This is a genomic window from Streptomyces sp. NPDC057249 (assembly GCF_042669245.1).
GTDB lineage: Bacteria > Actinomycetota > Actinomycetes > Streptomycetales > Streptomycetaceae > Streptomyces.
Window position 1 is genome coordinate 95,374 of sequence record NZ_JBHUXS010000019.1, and the last position, 15,874, is coordinate 111,247.

General features: G+C 72.0%; 12 protein-coding genes. 7 read left to right on the forward strand and 5 right to left on the reverse strand.

Going from position 1 to position 15,874, the window contains the following annotated elements; translation table 11 throughout:
• Positions 1-4: 4 nt before the first annotated feature.
• From araD to araB, 3 genes are all read right to left on the reverse strand, one after another.
• Positions 5-718 carry an L-ribulose-5-phosphate 4-epimerase AraD gene (gene araD / locus ACFUJY_RS28900; RefSeq protein WP_383305073.1) on the reverse strand — a complete coding sequence of 238 codons (714 nt, stop codon included), beginning with the start codon at positions 716-718 and terminating at the stop codon, positions 5-7.
• A 35-nt stretch (positions 719-753) separates the two neighbouring features.
• Positions 754-2,262 carry an L-arabinose isomerase gene (araA, locus tag ACFUJY_RS28905; RefSeq protein WP_383305075.1) on the reverse strand — a complete coding sequence of 503 codons (1,509 nt, stop codon included), beginning with the start codon at positions 2,260-2,262 and terminating at the stop codon, positions 754-756.
• 71 nt (positions 2,263-2,333) lie between these two features.
• On the reverse strand, positions 2,334-4,040 hold the full coding sequence (gene araB / locus ACFUJY_RS28910; protein WP_383305077.1) for a ribulokinase: 1,707 nt from the start codon (positions 4,038-4,040) through the stop codon (positions 2,334-2,336).
• 317 nt (positions 4,041-4,357) lie between these two features.
• Here araB and chvE point away from each other — a divergent pair, with 317 nt between their 5' ends.
• The 4 genes from chvE to ACFUJY_RS28930 all read left to right on the forward strand — a co-directional run bounded on the left by chvE (position 4,358) and on the right by ACFUJY_RS28930 (position 9,407).
• The gene (chvE, locus tag ACFUJY_RS28915; protein WP_383305079.1) at positions 4,358-5,467 is read left to right on the forward strand and encodes a multiple monosaccharide ABC transporter substrate-binding protein; all 1,110 of its coding nucleotides are present in this window, start codon (positions 4,358-4,360) and stop codon (positions 5,465-5,467) included.
• Between the two features lie 47 nt (positions 5,468-5,514).
• Positions 5,515-7,086 carry a multiple monosaccharide ABC transporter ATP-binding protein gene (gene mmsA / locus ACFUJY_RS28920; protein WP_383305151.1) on the forward strand — a complete coding sequence of 524 codons (1,572 nt, stop codon included), beginning with the start codon at positions 5,515-5,517 and terminating at the stop codon, positions 7,084-7,086.
• Positions 7,083-8,330, forward strand: coding sequence for a multiple monosaccharide ABC transporter permease (mmsB, locus tag ACFUJY_RS28925; protein ID WP_383305081.1), 1,248 nt, complete (start codon positions 7,083-7,085; stop codon positions 8,328-8,330). Before mmsA ends, mmsB begins: the two co-directional genes overlap by 4 nt.
• 93 nt (positions 8,331-8,423) lie before the next feature.
• Complete coding sequence (locus ACFUJY_RS28930; protein WP_383305083.1) at positions 8,424-9,407, forward strand: DUF6215 domain-containing protein; 984 nt, start codon at positions 8,424-8,426, stop codon at positions 9,405-9,407.
• A 49-nt stretch (positions 9,408-9,456) separates the two neighbouring features.
• Here ACFUJY_RS28930 and ACFUJY_RS28935 read toward each other — a convergent pair whose 3' ends face one another.
• A complete protein-coding gene (locus ACFUJY_RS28935) occupies positions 9,457-10,245 on the reverse strand; it encodes a maleylpyruvate isomerase family mycothiol-dependent enzyme (RefSeq protein ID WP_383305085.1) in 789 nt (262 codons plus the stop codon).
• Between the two features lie 132 nt (positions 10,246-10,377).
• Between ACFUJY_RS28935 and ACFUJY_RS28940 the strand changes: the two genes are divergently transcribed.
• The 3 genes from ACFUJY_RS28940 to ACFUJY_RS28950 all read left to right on the forward strand — a co-directional run bounded on the left by ACFUJY_RS28940 (position 10,378) and on the right by ACFUJY_RS28950 (position 14,892).
• The gene (locus ACFUJY_RS28940; RefSeq protein WP_383305087.1) at positions 10,378-10,980 is read left to right on the forward strand and encodes a TetR family transcriptional regulator; all 603 of its coding nucleotides are present in this window, start codon (positions 10,378-10,380) and stop codon (positions 10,978-10,980) included.
• A gap of 106 nt (positions 10,981-11,086) precedes the next feature.
• Positions 11,087-12,685 (forward strand): MDR family MFS transporter, encoded by a 1,599-nt coding sequence (locus tag ACFUJY_RS28945; RefSeq protein WP_383305089.1) that lies wholly within the window; start codon positions 11,087-11,089, stop codon positions 12,683-12,685.
• 68 nt (positions 12,686-12,753) lie between these two features.
• Positions 12,754-14,892, forward strand: coding sequence for a prolyl oligopeptidase family serine peptidase (locus tag ACFUJY_RS28950; protein ID WP_383305091.1), 2,139 nt, complete (start codon positions 12,754-12,756; stop codon positions 14,890-14,892).
• Between the two features lie 13 nt (positions 14,893-14,905).
• Here ACFUJY_RS28950 and ACFUJY_RS28955 read toward each other — a convergent pair whose 3' ends face one another.
• Positions 14,906-15,820: a LysR family transcriptional regulator gene (locus ACFUJY_RS28955; protein ID WP_383305093.1), complete on the reverse strand. Its 915-nt coding sequence runs from the start codon at positions 15,818-15,820 to the stop codon at positions 14,906-14,908.
• Positions 15,821-15,874 lie beyond the last annotated feature (54 nt).

Consider the following 15,874-nt stretch of genomic DNA (forward strand, 5'->3'; position numbering starts at 1 on the left):
GGTGTCACGCGGCTCCGGGGTTGCCGTAGTAGGCGCCCGGGCCGTGCTTACGGGTGAAGTGGCGGTCCAGCAGGTGCTTCGGGGGTTCCACCGCGCCCAGGGCGATGGTGTGCAGGGCCATCTCGGCGACCGCCTCGCAGATGACGGCGTGCTCCAGGGACTTGGTCGCGTCGGCCCCCCAGGTGAAGGGGCCGTGGTGGGCGACCAGGGCTCCGGGCACCTCGCCGGCCCGGGTGTCGTCGCGCTCCAGGAGGTCCACGATGACCTGCCCGGTGTTGTACTCGTAGTCCTCGGCGCACTGCTCGGGCGTCAGCGCGGCGGTGACCGGGACCGGCCCGTTGAAGGTGTCGGCGTGGGTGGTGCCGAGCACCGGGATCGGGCGCCGGGCCTGGGCGAAGGCGACGGCGTGGGTGGAGTGGGTGTGGGTCACCCCGCCGATCGAGGGGAAGGCCAGATAGAGGCTGCGGTGCGTCTCGGTGTCGGTGGACGGGCGCAGCCGGCCCTCCACGACGCTCCCGTCCGCCAGCGAGACGACGACGAGGTCGTCGGCGCCCAGCGCGTCGTAGGAGACCCCGGACGGCTTGATGACGAAGACGCCGGCCTCCCGGTCGACCCCGCTCACATTGCCCCAGGTGAGGGTGGCGAGCCCGGCCCGGGGGATGCGGAGGTTGGCTTCGAGCACTTCCCGGCGCAGCTCTTTCGATACGGTCCCGGTCACGGAGGGCTCCGTCCTGGTGGAGGTGTCGGCGGCGGTCACAGGCTCTGCGCCAGCCGGTGGTACGCCTGGTTCCAGCGCAGTTCGCGGGCGAAGCCCCGGATGGTGGTGTGCCGGTCGATGACGGCGAGTTCGGTGCGCAGCATCTCGGCGAGGTCTTCCAGCTCCTCGCCGCCGAGTGCGGTGGTGAGGACGGTGTGGTGCGGTGCTCCGGCCGTCAGCCACGCCTCGGTGGAGGTGCGCAGGTCGGGGCTGGGCCGCCACACGGCGCGGGCCACCGGCAGCGCGGGCAGCGGCTCCGGCGGGGCGACGACGTCGATGTGGTTGGCGACGAGCCGGAAGCGGTCGCCCATGTCAGCGAGCCCGACGACCACGGCGGGGCCGGGGGCCGCGTCGAAGACGAGCCGGACCGGGTCCTCCCGGCCGCCGATGGAGAGCGGGTGGATCTCGCAGCTGGGGGTCGCCGTGGTGAGCGAGGGGCAGACCTCCAGCATGTGGGCGCCCAGGATGAGTTCCTGGCCGGGCGTGAGGTCGTAGGTGTAGTCCTCCATGAAGGACGTGCCGCCGGGCAGCCCGTGCGCCATGGCCTTGAGGGTGCGCAGCAGGACGGAGGTCTTCCAGTCCCCCTCGCCGCCGAAGCCGTAGCCGTCGGCCATCAGGCGCTGGACGGCGAGTCCGGGCAGCTGGCGCAGGCCGCCGAGGTCCTCGAAGTTCGTGGTGAAGGCGCGGAAGCCGCCCTCGGTGAGGAAGGCGCGCAGACCGGCCTCGATGCGGGCGGCGTAGCGCAGGGACTCGTGGCGCTCGCCGCCCGGCCGCAGCTCGGGGGCGAGCGCGTAGAGGTCCTGGTACTCCTTGACGAGCGCGGTGACGGTGTCCTCGTCGGCGGCGTCGACGGCGGTGACGAGGTCGTTGACGCCGTAGGTGTTGACCGAGACCCCGAACCGCAGCTGGGCCTCGACCTTGTCGCCCTCGGTGACCGCGACGTCGCGCATGTTGTCGCCGAACCGGGCGAGTTTGAGGTCGGCGAGTTCGGCCCGGCCCACGGCGGCGCGCGCCCAGCCGGCGATGCGGTCGACGACCTCCGGGGTGGTGACGTGGCCGGCGACGGTCTTGCGGGGGACGCCGAGGCGGGTCTGCACGAAACCGAACTCGCGGTCGCCGTGGGCGGCCTGGTTCAGGTTCATGAAGTCCATGTCGATGGTGGACCAGGGCAACTGGCGGTTGGCCTGGGTGTGCAGGTGCAGCAGCGGTTTGCGCAGCGCGTCGAGGCCGGCGATCCACATCTTGGCCGGGGAGAAGGTGTGCATCCAGGCGATGAGGCCGATGCACCGGTCGTCGGCGTTCGCGTCGAGACAGACCCTGCGGATGGCGGCCGCGTCGGTGAGGACGGGCTTCCAGACCACGCGCACCGTCATCTGCGGCTGGTCCGCGAGGGTGTCGCGGATGACCCGTGACTGGTCGGCGACCTGGGCCAGGGTCTCGTCGCCGTAGAGGGACTGGCTGCCGGTGAGAAACCAGATCTCGCGGTCGGGCTGGGCGAGCGTCATGTCGGGTGTGCTCCTCGGTTGTGCTGGGAAGAGAGGTCCGGGCCTGGCGGTCCCGGTGGACTGCGTGCCGGTCAGCCGGCGGTGGCGGTGCGCGCGGCGTTGCGGATTCTGCGCAGGCGGTGCAGCAGGAGGTCGGCGCCGGTGCCGAAGTGGTCGTGCAGGGCGCGGTACTCGCGGAACAGCGCGTCGTAGGCGTCGGCCCGGCCGGCGTCGGGGGTGTACGCGTGCCGCTGCACGCTCCCCATGGCGGCGGCGGCGGTCCGGACGTCCGGGTGGGCGCCCGCGGCGACGGCGGCGTGGATGGCGGAGCCGAGGGCGGGCCCCTGCTCGGAGGTGCCGAGGGAGACGGGGCGGCGCAGCACGTCGGCGTAGATCTGCATGAGGAGGGCGTTCCTCTTGAGCCCGCCGGTGACGATGAACTCCTCGACCGGAATCCCGCCGGCCTCGAACGCCTCCACGATGACGCGGGTGCCGTAGGCGGTGGATTCGAGCAGGGCGAGGTAGACGTCCTCGGGGCGGGTGTCGAGGGTGAGCCCCGCGACGACGCCGGAGAGGTGGTGGTCGACCAGGGTGGAGCGGTTGCCGTTCATCCAGTCCAGGGCGACCAGTCCGTGCGCGCCGACCGGCTGTCCCGCGGCCTTGCGGGTCAGGAGCTGGTGCAGGTCCTCCCCCGCGTCCCTCGCCTCGGTGCGGTAGTCGTCCGGTACGCCCTGCCGGAGCCACCAGGCGAAGATGTCGCCCACCGCGCTCTGCCCGGCCTCGTAGCCGTAGGCGCCTGCCACGATGCCGCCCTCGACCACCCCGCAGATGCCGGGGACGTCGGCGAGGGCGGCGCCGTTGAGTACGTGGCAGGTGGAGGTGCCCATGATGGCGAGCAGCCGGCCGTTCTCGACGGCCCCGGCGGCGGGTGCCGCGACATGCGCGTCGACGTTGCCCACGGCCACGGCGATGCCCTCGGGCAGGCCGGTCCAGACCGCGGCGCGGCTGCTCAGGCCGCCGGCGCGTGAGCCCAGCGCCGACAGCGGGTGCTCCAGGCGGGTGGCGGGGAAGTCCGCGAAATCCGGGTGGAGCCGGGCCAGGAAGTCGGGCGAGGGGTAGGCGCCGTCCTGGTGGATGCCCTTGTAGCCGGCGGTGCAGGTGTTGCGCGATTCGGCGCCGGTGAGCTGCCAGACGATCCAGTCGGCCGCCTCGATCCAGCGGGCACAGGCGGCGTAGACCCCGGGGTCCTCCTCCAGCACCTGGAGCGCCTTGGCGAACTGCCACTCGGAGGAGATCCTGCCCCCGTACCGGCTGATCCACTTCTCGCCCCGGTCGTGCGCGAGGGCGTTGATGCGGTCGGCCTGCTCCTGGGCGGCGTGGTGCTTCCACAGCTTCGGCCAGGCGTGCGGCCGGTCGGCCCACTCGGGCAGCAGGGCGAGCGGGACGCCCTCCGCGGTGGCCGGCAGGACCGTGCAGGCGGTGAAGTCGGTGGCGATGCCGATGACGCGGGCCGGATCGACGCCGGCCGCCTCGACCGCCGCCGGGACGGCGGTGCGGAGCACGTCGCGCCAGTCCTCGGGGTGCTGCAGCGCCCAGTCGGGGGGCAGCGGTGCGCCGGTGAGCGGGAGGCGGTCCTCGATGACGGCGTGGCGGTAGTCGTGGACCGCCGAGCCGAGTTCGGCGCCGTCGCGGACCCTGACCACCACGGCGCGCCCGGAAAGGGTGCCGAAGTCCACCCCGACCGTGCAGGCGTCGGGATGGTGACGTTCGACGGGGTCGGAACTGGCGTGTGGCGTCACGATGCGGTCTCTCTCGTCCGGGGTGGAGGGGGTGGCAGTGGAACCCCGTTGATTGTTAGCGCTCACAACCAGTGGGGGCAAGGGCTGCGTGCACTTTTGTCGTTCCCCTCCGGCCCGACGGCCACACCCAGCTCTGCGCGTAGTGCAACCTACGCGCCGAACCTGCGGGATGCGCCACGATTACCTCCCTTTCCTCCGGTTACGGCCGCACCTCGGCGCAAGAAAAGACACGAGGGCCCCTTGCACCCCATTGATGCGAGCGCTAACAATCGAGCTTCACCAGGCCGCCGCGACGACGGGATTGTCAGGTCATGCCCATGAAAAACTTCCGAGCCGCGTCCGCCCTCGTGGCGGTGACCACCGGCTGCGCCCTGCTCCTCACCGCCTGCGGGCAGGACAGCGCGGGGGGAAGCCAGGAGAAGAAGGACAAGAAGGACGTCACCATCGGCATCGCCATGCCGACCAAGTCCTCCGAGCGGTGGATCGCCGACGGCAAGAACATGACCGCGAGCCTGAAGAAGGCCGGGTTCGCCACCACGCTCCAGTACGGGGAGGACGACCCCGACCAGCAGGTCGCCCAGATCGAGAACATGATCACGCAGGGCGTCGACGCGCTCGTCGTGGCCGCCATCAACGGCGAGGCCCTGTCCAACGTCCTCCAGCAGGCCGCGGACGCCGACATCCCCGTGATCTCGTACGACCGGCTCATCCTGGGCTCTCCGTACGTCGATTACTACGCCTCCTTCGACAACGAGAAGGTCGGCGAGCTCCAGGCCACGTACATCGTCGACAAGCTCGGGCTGAAGGGCGGTGCGAAGAAGGGCCCGTTCAACATCGAGCTGTTCGCCGGGTCCAACGACGACAACAACACCAAGTACTTCTTCAACGGCGCCATGAAGGTGCTGAAGCCGTACTTCGACAAGAAGCAGCTGGTCGTGCGCTCCGGGCAGACCCGGCTCAACCAGGTCACCACGCTGCGCTGGGACGGCGGGACCGCGCAGAAGCGCATGGACGACCTGCTGACCTCCTCGTACTCCTCCGCGCACGTCGACGCGGTGCTCTCCCCGTACGACGGCATCTCCATCGGCATCCTGTCCGCCCTGAAGTCCGACGACTACGGGAGCAAGTCCAAGCCGCTCCCGGTCGTCACCGGTCAGGACGCGGAGGTCGCATCCGTGAAGTCGATCATCGCGGGCCAGCAGACGCAGACCGTCTACAAGGACACCCGCGCGCTGGCCCAGGTCGCGGCGGACATGGTGACCGCGGTCCTCGACGGCAAGAAGCCCGAGGTCAACGACGAGACCACGTACGACAACGGCAAGAAGGTGGTGCCCGCCTTCCTGCTCGACCCGGTCAGCGTCGACAAGACGAACTACCGGAAGGTCCTGGTCGACTCCGGCTACATCGACGCCAAGGAGCTCGGGTGAGCCCCGCCGCACCCGAGGCACCCGAAACACCCGGCCCCGTCCTCGAAATGCGGTCCATCGTCAAGACGTTCCCCGGTGTCAGGGCGCTCTCCGAGGTGACCCTGTCCGTGCGCCGCGGCGAGGTGCACGCCCTGTGCGGGGAGAACGGGGCCGGCAAGTCGACGCTCATGAAGGTGCTCTCCGGCGTCCACCCGCACGGCTCGTACGAGGGCGAGATCCTCCTCGACGGCGAGCCGTGCCGGTTCAGGGACATCCGGGCCAGCGAGCAGCGCGGGATCGTCATCATCCACCAGGAACTCGCGCTCGTCCCCCATCTGTCGATCGCCGAGAACGTCTTCCTGGGAAACGAACCGGCCCGGCGCGGGATCATCGACTGGCGCGAGTCGCTGCGCCGGGCGTCCGCGCTGCTCAAGCGGGTCGGTCTGGACGACCATCCGGAGACCCGGGTCGCCGACATCGGCGTGGGCAAGCAGCAGTTGGTGGAGATCGCGAAGGCGCTGGCGAAGGACGTCCGGCTGCTGATCCTGGACGAGCCCACCGCCGCGCTGAACGACGAGGACAGCGCCAAGCTGCTGCGGCTGATGCGGGAGCTGAAGGACCAGGGCATCACCTCGATCATCATCTCGCACAAGCTGAACGAGATCGCCCGGATCGCCGACTCCGTCACCATCCTGCGCGACGGGCGGTCCATCGAGACCCTGGACGTCAACGACCCGGCCACCACCGAGGAACGCATCATCCGCGGCATGGTGGGCCGGGACCTCGACAGCCGCTTCCCCGACCGCACCCCGTACACCGGCGAGACCGACGCCCGGCCCGCCCTGGAGGTCAGGGACTGGACGGTGCGCCACCCGCTGGACCGGGCCCGCAAGGTGGTCGACGGGGTCTCGCTCCAGGTCCGGCGCGGCGAGATCGTGGGTATCGCCGGGCTCATGGGCGCCGGCCGGACCGAGCTCGCGATGAGCGTCTTCGGGCGCTCGTACGGGCACTACGAGCAGGGCTCCGTCCTCAGGGACGGCCGCGAGGTGCGGACCCGTACGGTGCCCGAGGCGGTCGCCCACGGCATCGCGTACGTCACCGAGGACCGCAAGCACTACGGCCTCGACCTCGGGGACTCGGTGGGCCGCAACATCTCGCTCGCCTCGCTCGGCAGCCTCGCCCGGCGGGGTGTCGTGGACGGCCACGAGGAACGCAAGGTGGCCGAGCGGTACCGGCGGACCATGAACATCAAGACGCCGAACGTCCTGGAACCGGTCGGCCGGCTCTCCGGCGGCAACCAGCAGAAGGTCGTCCTCAGCAAGTGGATACTCACCGGCCCGGACGTCCTCATCCTGGACGAGCCCACGCGCGGCGTGGACGTGGGCGCCAAGTTCGAGATCTACACCGTGATCGACCGGCTCGCCGCCGAGGGCAAGGCGATCCTCTTCATCTCCTCCGAGCTGCCCGAACTGCTCGGCATGTGCGACCGCGTGTACACCATGGCCGCCGGCCGGCTGACCGGTGAGGTCGCCCGCGAGGACGCCACGCAGGAAGTGCTGATGCGGCACATGACCCAGGACACCCCCGTACGACCGGTGGCCACCGCGGGCACCACCCCCACCGAAGGACAGCAGGCATGAGCACCGACGTCAGTACGCACACGAAGGCCACCCCGCCCCCGGGCCAGGGCGGGCCGCCGCCGACGGCGGTCCCGGTCCTCCGGGTTCTTCTGGACGGCGTACGGCGGAACATGCGCCAGTACGGCATGCTCTTCGCGCTCGGCCTGATCGTGCTCCTGTTCCAGGTCTGGACGGGGGGCGACCTGCTGCTGCCGCGCAACGTCTCCAACCTGGTGCTCCAGAACAGCTACATTCTGATCCTGGCCATCGGCATGATGATCGTCATCATCGCCGGGCACATCGACCTGTCGGTGGGCTCCCTGATGGCGCTCGTCGGAGGCGTCGGGGCGGTGCTCATGGTCGAGCACCATCTGGCCTGGCCGGTCGCCGTGGTCCTCACCCTGCTGCTCGGGGCCCTCGCGGGGGCGCTCCAGGGCTTCTTCATCGCGTACGTCGGCATTCCGTCGTTCATCGTGACGCTCGCGGGCATGCTGCTGTTCCGGGGGCTGACGGAGATCTTCCTCAAGGGCCAGACGCTCGGCCCGTTCCCGGAGGGCATGCAGCGCGTCGCCAACGGTTTCCTGCCCGAGGTGGGACCGGAGACGAACTACCACAACATCACGTTGCTGCTGGGCCTGGGGCTGGCGGCGTACGTGGTGTTCCAGGAGCTGCGGGACCGGCGGCGGCAGCGCGAATTCACCCTGGAGACCCTGCCGACGGGCCTGTTCGCGCTGAAGGTGACGGCGCTGGTGGCCGCCGTACTGGTCACCACCCTGCTGCTGGCGAGCTACAAGGGCGCGCCGGTGGTGCTGCTGATCCTGGCGGTGCTGCTGGTCGGCTTCGGTTACGTGATGCGCAACGCCGTCATCGGGCGCCACGTGTACGCGATCGGCGGCAATCTGCCCGCCGCGAAGCTGTCCGGGGTCAAGGACCGGAAGGTGACCTTCGCGGTCTTCCTCAACATGGGGATGCTCGCGGCGCTGGCCGGTCTGGTCTTCGCGGCGCGCTTCAACGCGGCTTCGCCGAAGGCCGGGGTGAACTTCGAACTGGAGGCGATCGCCGCCGCGTTCATCGGCGGGGCGTCGATGAGCGGCGGTGTGGGCACCGTGCTGGGGGCCATCATCGGGGGCCTGGTCCTCGGTGTGCTCAACAACGGCATGAACCTGGTGGGCGTCGGCACCGACTGGCAGCAGGTCATCAAGGGCCTGGTGCTGCTGGCGGCGGTCGGCTTCGACGTGTGGAACAAGCGGCGGGCGGGCGCCTGACCCGCCGGGAACGGCCGGTGCCGCCGGTGCGGTGGCGCCGGCCGTTCCCGGAACTCCATTGCGCGGATGATCACGCTCTGCTGAGATCACCGGATGCTCGGTCTCCTACTCCGCGTTCTGCCCTTCTGGGTACGCGAACCCCTGCTCATCGTGGGGGGCTCCCTCTTCGGCGTGGGCATCACGATCCGCGCCGCGTACGAGTCGCACTGGCTCATGGCGGGTCTCGGCGTACTCCTCCTCGCCGTCACCGCGTTCCGCGTCCGGACGGTACGCCTCGCCTGGCGCGCCCGCCGGAGCACGAGGGCGTCCGCCCCCGCGCCGCAGACCGGACCGCCGGCCGGCCCCGGCCCGGCCCCCGCTCCGGCGGCGCCGAAGAAGAAGGAGCCCAACGCCGCGGCCCAGGTCTTCGTCGCCCTGGCCCTGGTCGGGGCCCTCGTGGGCGCGGTGTGGCTGGCTCCTCGCATCACGGAGGAGGGCAGCGCCGCCGCCGCCCGGAAGCCCGCCGCCTGCGACGAGCCCGAACCGAGGGAGAAGCTGCCGAAGGCGTACGCCCGGAAGCCGGAGGCGGTCACCGGGGACGAGTTGTGCAAGGCGCTCAACCGGTCCGACCTGGCGCGGCTCCTCGGTACGCCCGGCGAAACCCCGAACCTGGCGTACGGCTCCAACGGCACGGCCGGGCGGGACGCGTGGGAGGCCGTCGCGCCGGAGGCCCGGGTCGAGTTCACCACGTACACCGTGAGCTTCTCGGCGACGTACAACCGTCTGACCGTCGCCCAGTACACGAAGGTGCTGGCGCCGCGGACACTGGACCACAGGGCGGACAAGGTCCTCGGCCGGCCCGCCGTCTTCACCTCGGACCACCTCGGCCGGATCAGCATCGGGGGCTCGGCGTCCGGCGGACCCGTCATGGAGGGCCCCCTGGCCAGGACGCTGACCGTGGCCCTGGACCGTAAGGACCCGGGCGGCTCCTTCGACCTCACGGTGTGGAGCGAGTCCGGGGCCGTCCTCCCCGACGACAGCGTCCTTCTCGCCCTCGCGGAGAAGGTGCTGCCGGCGCTCCCCGGCCGGCCCGGCTGAGCGGAGCGCCGTCCGGGCGGAACCCCTCGTCCGGATCGGGCCGGGCTTCTCACTCCTCCGGCTCCCAGTCCCGGAGCAGGTCGAGCAGCCTCCTGTCCCCGTCGATCCGCAGGGCCTCCGCCGGAATGCGGTTGTACAGATAGAGGACCAGGTCACCGGCCGGCCCCCGGGCGGCCACCCCGGCGGTGCCGGCGCCCTCGGCGGTGGGTGCGGGGACGCGGGCGGGGCGGGCGCCGTCGGCGTCGACCACCACGCGCCAGGAGCGGCCCTCGGAGGCGTGGAAGTCGAACGCGGTCGGCGCGTGCGGCCAGGCGCTCGGCGTCGCGACGCAGGTGAACAGGAACTCCTCCACACCGTCGAGCCCCACCTCCTCCGGCAGCGGCTCCGGCACGCCCAGAGCGCGCTGGGCGTCGTACGTGTGCACCGCGCTCTCCTGGACCCGGTGGCGGGCGACTCCCCAGGCGTTCTGCGGCGTCCGGGACCCCGCCCACCAGGTCCAGCAGCCACGCTCCGGACCCGCGTCCCGGAGCGCGTCGAGCAGGACCCGCGTGGACTCGGCGAGCCAGGCCACCAGCGCTTCCGGGTCGCGGGGCGCGACGAGGGCGGCGCGTACGACCAGGGCATCGGCGGGCGGGGCGGCGGCCGGCCCGGTCTTGATCACGTCGGCCCAGTAGCGGTCACCACCGCCCAGGTGCTGGGCGAGGTCGTAGAGGTTCCAGCCGGGGCAGCCCGGCACGGGCGCGTCGAAGCCGGGCGCGGAGGCCATCGCGGCACGGAAGGCCGCGGACCGCTCGTCGATGAGCCGCAGCAGACCGGTGAAGTCATGAGGTGGAGTCACCGGCACTGCCTATCACCGGGATCGGTCCACCGCCCACCGGTTTTCGCGTGCACCCCGACCGGAGCGCTCGGGCACCCTGGCACTCACGACAAAATTTTGCCCAGCCTGCAAAATTGCATAGCATGCATCTTCATGAGCGACGACCCGCCCATCGGGCTGCGTGAACGCAAGAAGCGCGCCACGCGTGACGCCCTGGCGGGTGTGGCCCTGCGCATGGCCGCCGACCGCGGCTTCGAGCACGTGACCGTGGAAGCCGTCACGGACGCCGTCGGGGTCTCCGTGCGCACGTTCTTCAACTACTTCCCGTGCCTGGAGGACGCGATCACGCGCCCCGCCCAGGAGAACGCCGAGCGCACCCGCCGGGCCGTGCTCAACGCCCCCGAGCACCTGACCGCGCTGGAAGCCCTCAGCGAGGCCATCGCCCAGGAGCTGGCCTCCATCGAGGAGGACCACGAGCGCTGGGAACTCCAGCTGGAGGTGCTGAAGAAGAGCCCGGCGCTCCTCCCCAACTTCCTGGCCGCCCGGGGCGCCGACGAGACCGCCATGGTCGCCGTCGTCGCCGAACGCCTCGGCCAGGACCCCGAGACCGACCTCCACCCCCGGCTCCTCGCGCACGTGGCCCTGGCCGCGGTGCGCGCCGCGGTCGAGGTCTGGGTGGCCACGGGCCGTACACGTTCCTTCCAGAGCCTGTACCGCGAGGCGTTCGCCTCCCTGGCCGCCGGTCTGAAGGGCTGAGCCGCCCCGGCGCGCCCCGCCGGCCCGCTCGTCACCCACCGCACCACCCTCCGCGCCGCACCACTGGGCGCGGAGCCAGTCACCAGAGAATGAGGAACGTCAGCCGATGACCGCTGCCGTCACACCCGAAACCGGCGCCGCCGGTCCGACCGAGGGGGCCGCGTCAGGCATGACGCGCCGCCAGATACTCCAGGCCATGTCCGGCCTGATGGCCGGCATGTTCGTCGCCATCCTGGCCTCCACGGTCGTCTCCAACGCCCTGCCCCGGATCATCGCCGACCTGCACGGCACCCAGTCCTCGTACACCTGGGTGGTCACGGCCGAACTCCTCGCGATGACGGCGACCGTGCCGATCTGGGGAAAGCTCTCCGACCTGTACGACAAGAAGCTGCTCATCCAGCTCTCGCTGTCGATGTTCGTCGTCGGCTCGCTCGTCGCCGGCTTCTCGCACAGCGTCGGGCTGCTCATCGTCAGCCGTGTCGTCCAGGGCATCGGCGCGGGCGGTCTCACCGCGCTCGCCCAGGTCGTGATGGCGGCGATCATCCCGCCGCGTGAACTCGGCCGCTACTCCGGCATCTTCGGTGCCGTCTTCGCCGTCGGCACGGTCGCGGGTCCGCTGATCGGCGGGGTCCTCGTGGACACCTCGTGGCTGGGCTGGCGCTGGTGCTTCTTCATCGGCGTGCCGTTCGCGCTGCTCGCGATCGTGCTGCTCCAGCTCACGCTGAAGCTGCCCACGATCCGCCGCGAGGTGAAGATCGACTACGTCGGTGCCGTGCTCATCATGAGCGGTGTCAGCTCGCTGCTGCTGTGGGTGACCCTCGCGGGCAACAACTTCGACTGGGCGTCCTGGCAGACCGCCGCGCTCGTCTCCGCCGGTGTGGTCCTGCTGGCCGCCGCCGTGTGGGTCGAGTCCCGGGTGACCGAGCCGATCATCCCGCTGGACATCTTCCGCAACCGGACCGTCGCGCTGACGACCGTGGCGAGCCTGCTGGTCGGTGTCGCCATGTTCGGCGGCACGGTGTTCCTCTCGCAGTACTTCCAGATCTCCCTGGGCAAGTCCCCGACGACCGCGGGCCTGATGAGCCTGCCGATGATCCTCGGCCTGATGATCTCGACCACCGTGGCCGGGCAGATCATCTCCGCCCGGGGCAAGTGGAAGGGGTTCCTCATCGCGGGCGGGATCATCATGACCGCGGGCATGGGGCTGCTCTCCACGATCGGCGCCGACTCCTCGTTCGGCCTGCTCAGCGTCTACATGGTGGTCCTCGGCGTCGGCGTCGGCATGCTGATGCAGAACCTCGTGCTGGCCGCCCAGAACGACGTGCCCGCCTCCGAACTCGGCGCGGCCACCTCGGTCCTGTCGTTCTTCCGCAGCCTCGGCGGCGCCATCGGTACGAGCGCCCTGGGCGCGGTCCTCGGCCACCGGGTGGCCGAGGAGCTGAAGAAGGGCTTCGGCGACGCGGCCGACGGCACCGGCGGCGGTGTCCCCGAGCTCAGCAAGCTGCCGGAGCCGGCGCGCGTCATCGTGGAGAACGCGTACGGCGTCGCCACCGCCGACGTCTTCCTGATCGGCGCCCCCTTCGCGTTCCTGGCGCTCGTCGCGGTGCTCTTCATCAAGGAGAAGCCGCTGCGCACCCAGAGCGGCATGGAGCGCCTGGCGGAGGAGACGGCTGCGGCCCAGCCCGCCACGCCCGCCGCGCACTGATCGCGGCCGTCCGGGGCCCGAGCGGCCCCGGACGGCCCGGGCGCCGCACCACCTGTCATGGTGTCGAGATGACGCACTCCTCCGACAGCCGCGCGGCCGACCCCTTCCCCGACCAGTTCGCCCGTACCCGGCGCTTCTCGCTGGGCGTGCCCCGGCAGTTCACCGTCTCCCCGGACGGTGAGCGGGTCCTGTTCGTCCGGGGCACGTCGGGCACCGACCCGGTGAGCCGGCTCTGGCTGTACGAGAACGGCACGGAGCGGCTGCTCGCCGACCCGCTCGCGCCGGACTTCGCGCAGGACGCCTCCGGGGAGGTCCCGCCGGAGGAGCGGGCCCGGCGGGAACGCGCCCACGAGACGTCGTCCGGAGTGGTCTCGTACGCCACCGACGCGGCGGTGCGCCTGGCGGCCTTCGCCCTCGCGGGCACGCTGTGGACCGTTTCCACCGACGGCTCCGCGCCCCGCCGCCTGCCGACGGCCGGGCCCGCCGTCGACCCCCGCCCCTCCCCGGACGGCTCGCTGATCGCATACGTCTCCGGCGGCGCACTGCGTACGGTCCGGGCGGACGGCACCGGTGACCGCGCGCTCGCCGGGCCGGACGGGGCGCACCTCACGTACGGCCTGTCCGACCACGTGTCGCAGGAGTCCATCGGCCGTACGCGCGGCTACTGGTGGTCCCCGCGCGGCGACGCCCTCCTGGTGGCCCGCACCGACACCGCCGGCGTCCGGCGCCGCTACCTCACCGACCCCGCGCACCCCGAGCGCCCGCCCCGCGAGCTGGCGTACCCGGCCGCCGGCACCGCCAACGCGAAGGTGTCGCTGCACCTCGTGCGGCTGTCCGGCGGGCGCACCGCCGTCCGGCTCCCCGACGCGGCGGGCGACGGGCATCCCGAAGCCGCCTGGACGGACCGGGCGTTCGAGTACGTGGTGGCGGCGGGCTGGGACGAGCGGGGCCCCCTGGTCTCCGTGCAGAGCCGGGACCAGCGCTCCGTGCACGTCCTGGCGGTGGACGAGGCGACCGGTGCCACCAGGACCCTGCACCGGGCCCACGACCCCGCCTGGGTCGCGATGCGCCCGGGCACTCCGCTGCGCCTGCCGTCCGGCGGGCTCGTCGTACCCGCGCACCCCGGCGGTGACACCCAGGGCCTGGACATCGGCGGAACCCCGACACCGCCGGGCCTTGAGGTGCGCGAGGTGCTCGGCGCGGCGGACGGACGGGTGTATTTCACGGCCGGCGACGAGCCCACCGAGGTCCACGTCTGGTCGTACGGCACGCCCGGGGGCCTGGTCCGGGTGTCGGGCGCACCCGGTGTGCACACCGCCGCCGTCGGGGGCCCGGTGGTGGTCCTCGACAGCCGGACGCCGGACGGCCATACCGTGACCGTGCTGCGCGACGGCGCGGAGGCGGGCCGGATCGCCGTCCTGGCCGAGGAACCGCTCGTCACCCCGCGCCCGCTGGCCCTCAGCCTCGGCGCGCGCGAACTGCGCAGCCGCCTCTATCTGCCGTCCTGGCACGGTCCGGGCGACGGGCCGCTGCCGGTGCTGCTGAGCCCGTACGCCGGTCACGGGATGCAGGTCGTGCTGAAGGTGCGGGCGTGGTGGACGGCGGTGGCCCAGTGGTTCGCGGAGCAGGGGTTCGCGGTCCTCGTGACGGACGGGCGGGGCACCCCGGGGCGCGGCGAGGCGTGGGAGAAGGCGGTGCACGGCGACCGGCTGACGGCCGTGCTGGAGGACCAGATCGACGCCCTGCACGCGGTGGCCGCCGACCGCCCCGAGCTGGACCTGACGCGGGTGGCGATGCGCGGCTGGTCGTTCAGCGGGTACCTCGCGGCGGCGGCGGTGCTCCGGCACCCGGAGGTCTTCCACGCGGCGGTGGCGGGCGCGGCCCCGGCGGACCGGCGGCTCTACGACACCCACTGGGAGGAGCGCTTCCTGGGCCACCCGGACGTGCTGCCGGAGAACTACGACCGCAATTCGCTGCTGGCGGAGGCCGCGTCGCTGTCCCGGCCGCTGATGCTGGTGCACGGGCTCGGCGACGACAACGTCAGCGTGGCGCACACCCTGCGGCTGTCCTCGGCCCTGCTCGCCGCGGGCCGCCCGCACACGGTGCTGCCGTTGTCCGGGGCGGGACACCTGGTGGGCCGGGACCGCACGGCGAGCGGGCTGCTGCGGCTGGAGCGGGACTTCCTGCGGAAGGCACTGGGGGTCTGACGGCGGGCCCCCTTCACCCCAGGGGGTCGTCCAGCTCCCGCCCCGCCTCGCGCAGCGCCGCGACCGCTGCCCGGACCGAGGGCCGCCGGTCCGCGTCCGTCCGCCACACCGCGTGGACATGGCGGCGCATCCGCTGGCGCACCGGCACCAGCCGTACGCCGTCGGGCACGGGCCCCCGGCCCAGCCGGGGCGCCACGCACACGCCCATCCCGGCGGCGATCAGGGCGAGCTGGGTGTGGTGCTCGCCCGCGAGGTGGGCGATGCGCGGTTCGATGCCCTTGGAGCGGAGCGTGAACATCAGCCAGTCGTAGCAGAATTCGCCCTCGGGCCAGGACACCCAGTCGTCGTCCGCGAAGTCCTCCAGGTCCACCTCGGGCCGGGCGGCGAGCGGGTGGCTCGCCGGCATCGCGATGTCCGGGGCGTCGTCCAGCAGTTCCGCGCGGGTCAGTCCGCCGGGCACCGGGAGCCGCTTGTTGCTCCAGTCCAGGACCACCGCGAGATCGATGTCGCCCCTGAGCACCGCCCGGATGCCGTCCTCCGGCTCCAGTTCCAGGGTGCGCACCCGCAGTTCGGGATGGCCGGCGCGCAGGGCGAGCAGCGTCGCCGGGAAGAGGCCGCGCGCGGCCGTGGGGAAGGCGCCGAGCCGGATCTCCCCCACGACCTCGCCGCGCTGGGCCTCGATGTCGGACTGGGCCAGCTCGACCTGCGAGAGGATGCGGGCCGCGTGGTCGGCGAGCAGCCGGCCGGCGTCGGTGAGCCGCACCCCGCGCCCGTTCCTGGCGAGGAGCTGCTGGCCGACCTCGCGCTCCAGCTTCGCCATCTGCTGCGAGACGGCCGACGTCGTGACGTGCAGCCCTTCGGCGGCGCCGCTGACCGAACCGAGCCTGGCCAGGGCGTCCAGGGTGCGCAGGCGCTCCAGGTTCAACATGTAAGCGATGCTACGTGAAGCAGCACACAAAATCTCACTTGTGCTACGAGGTGG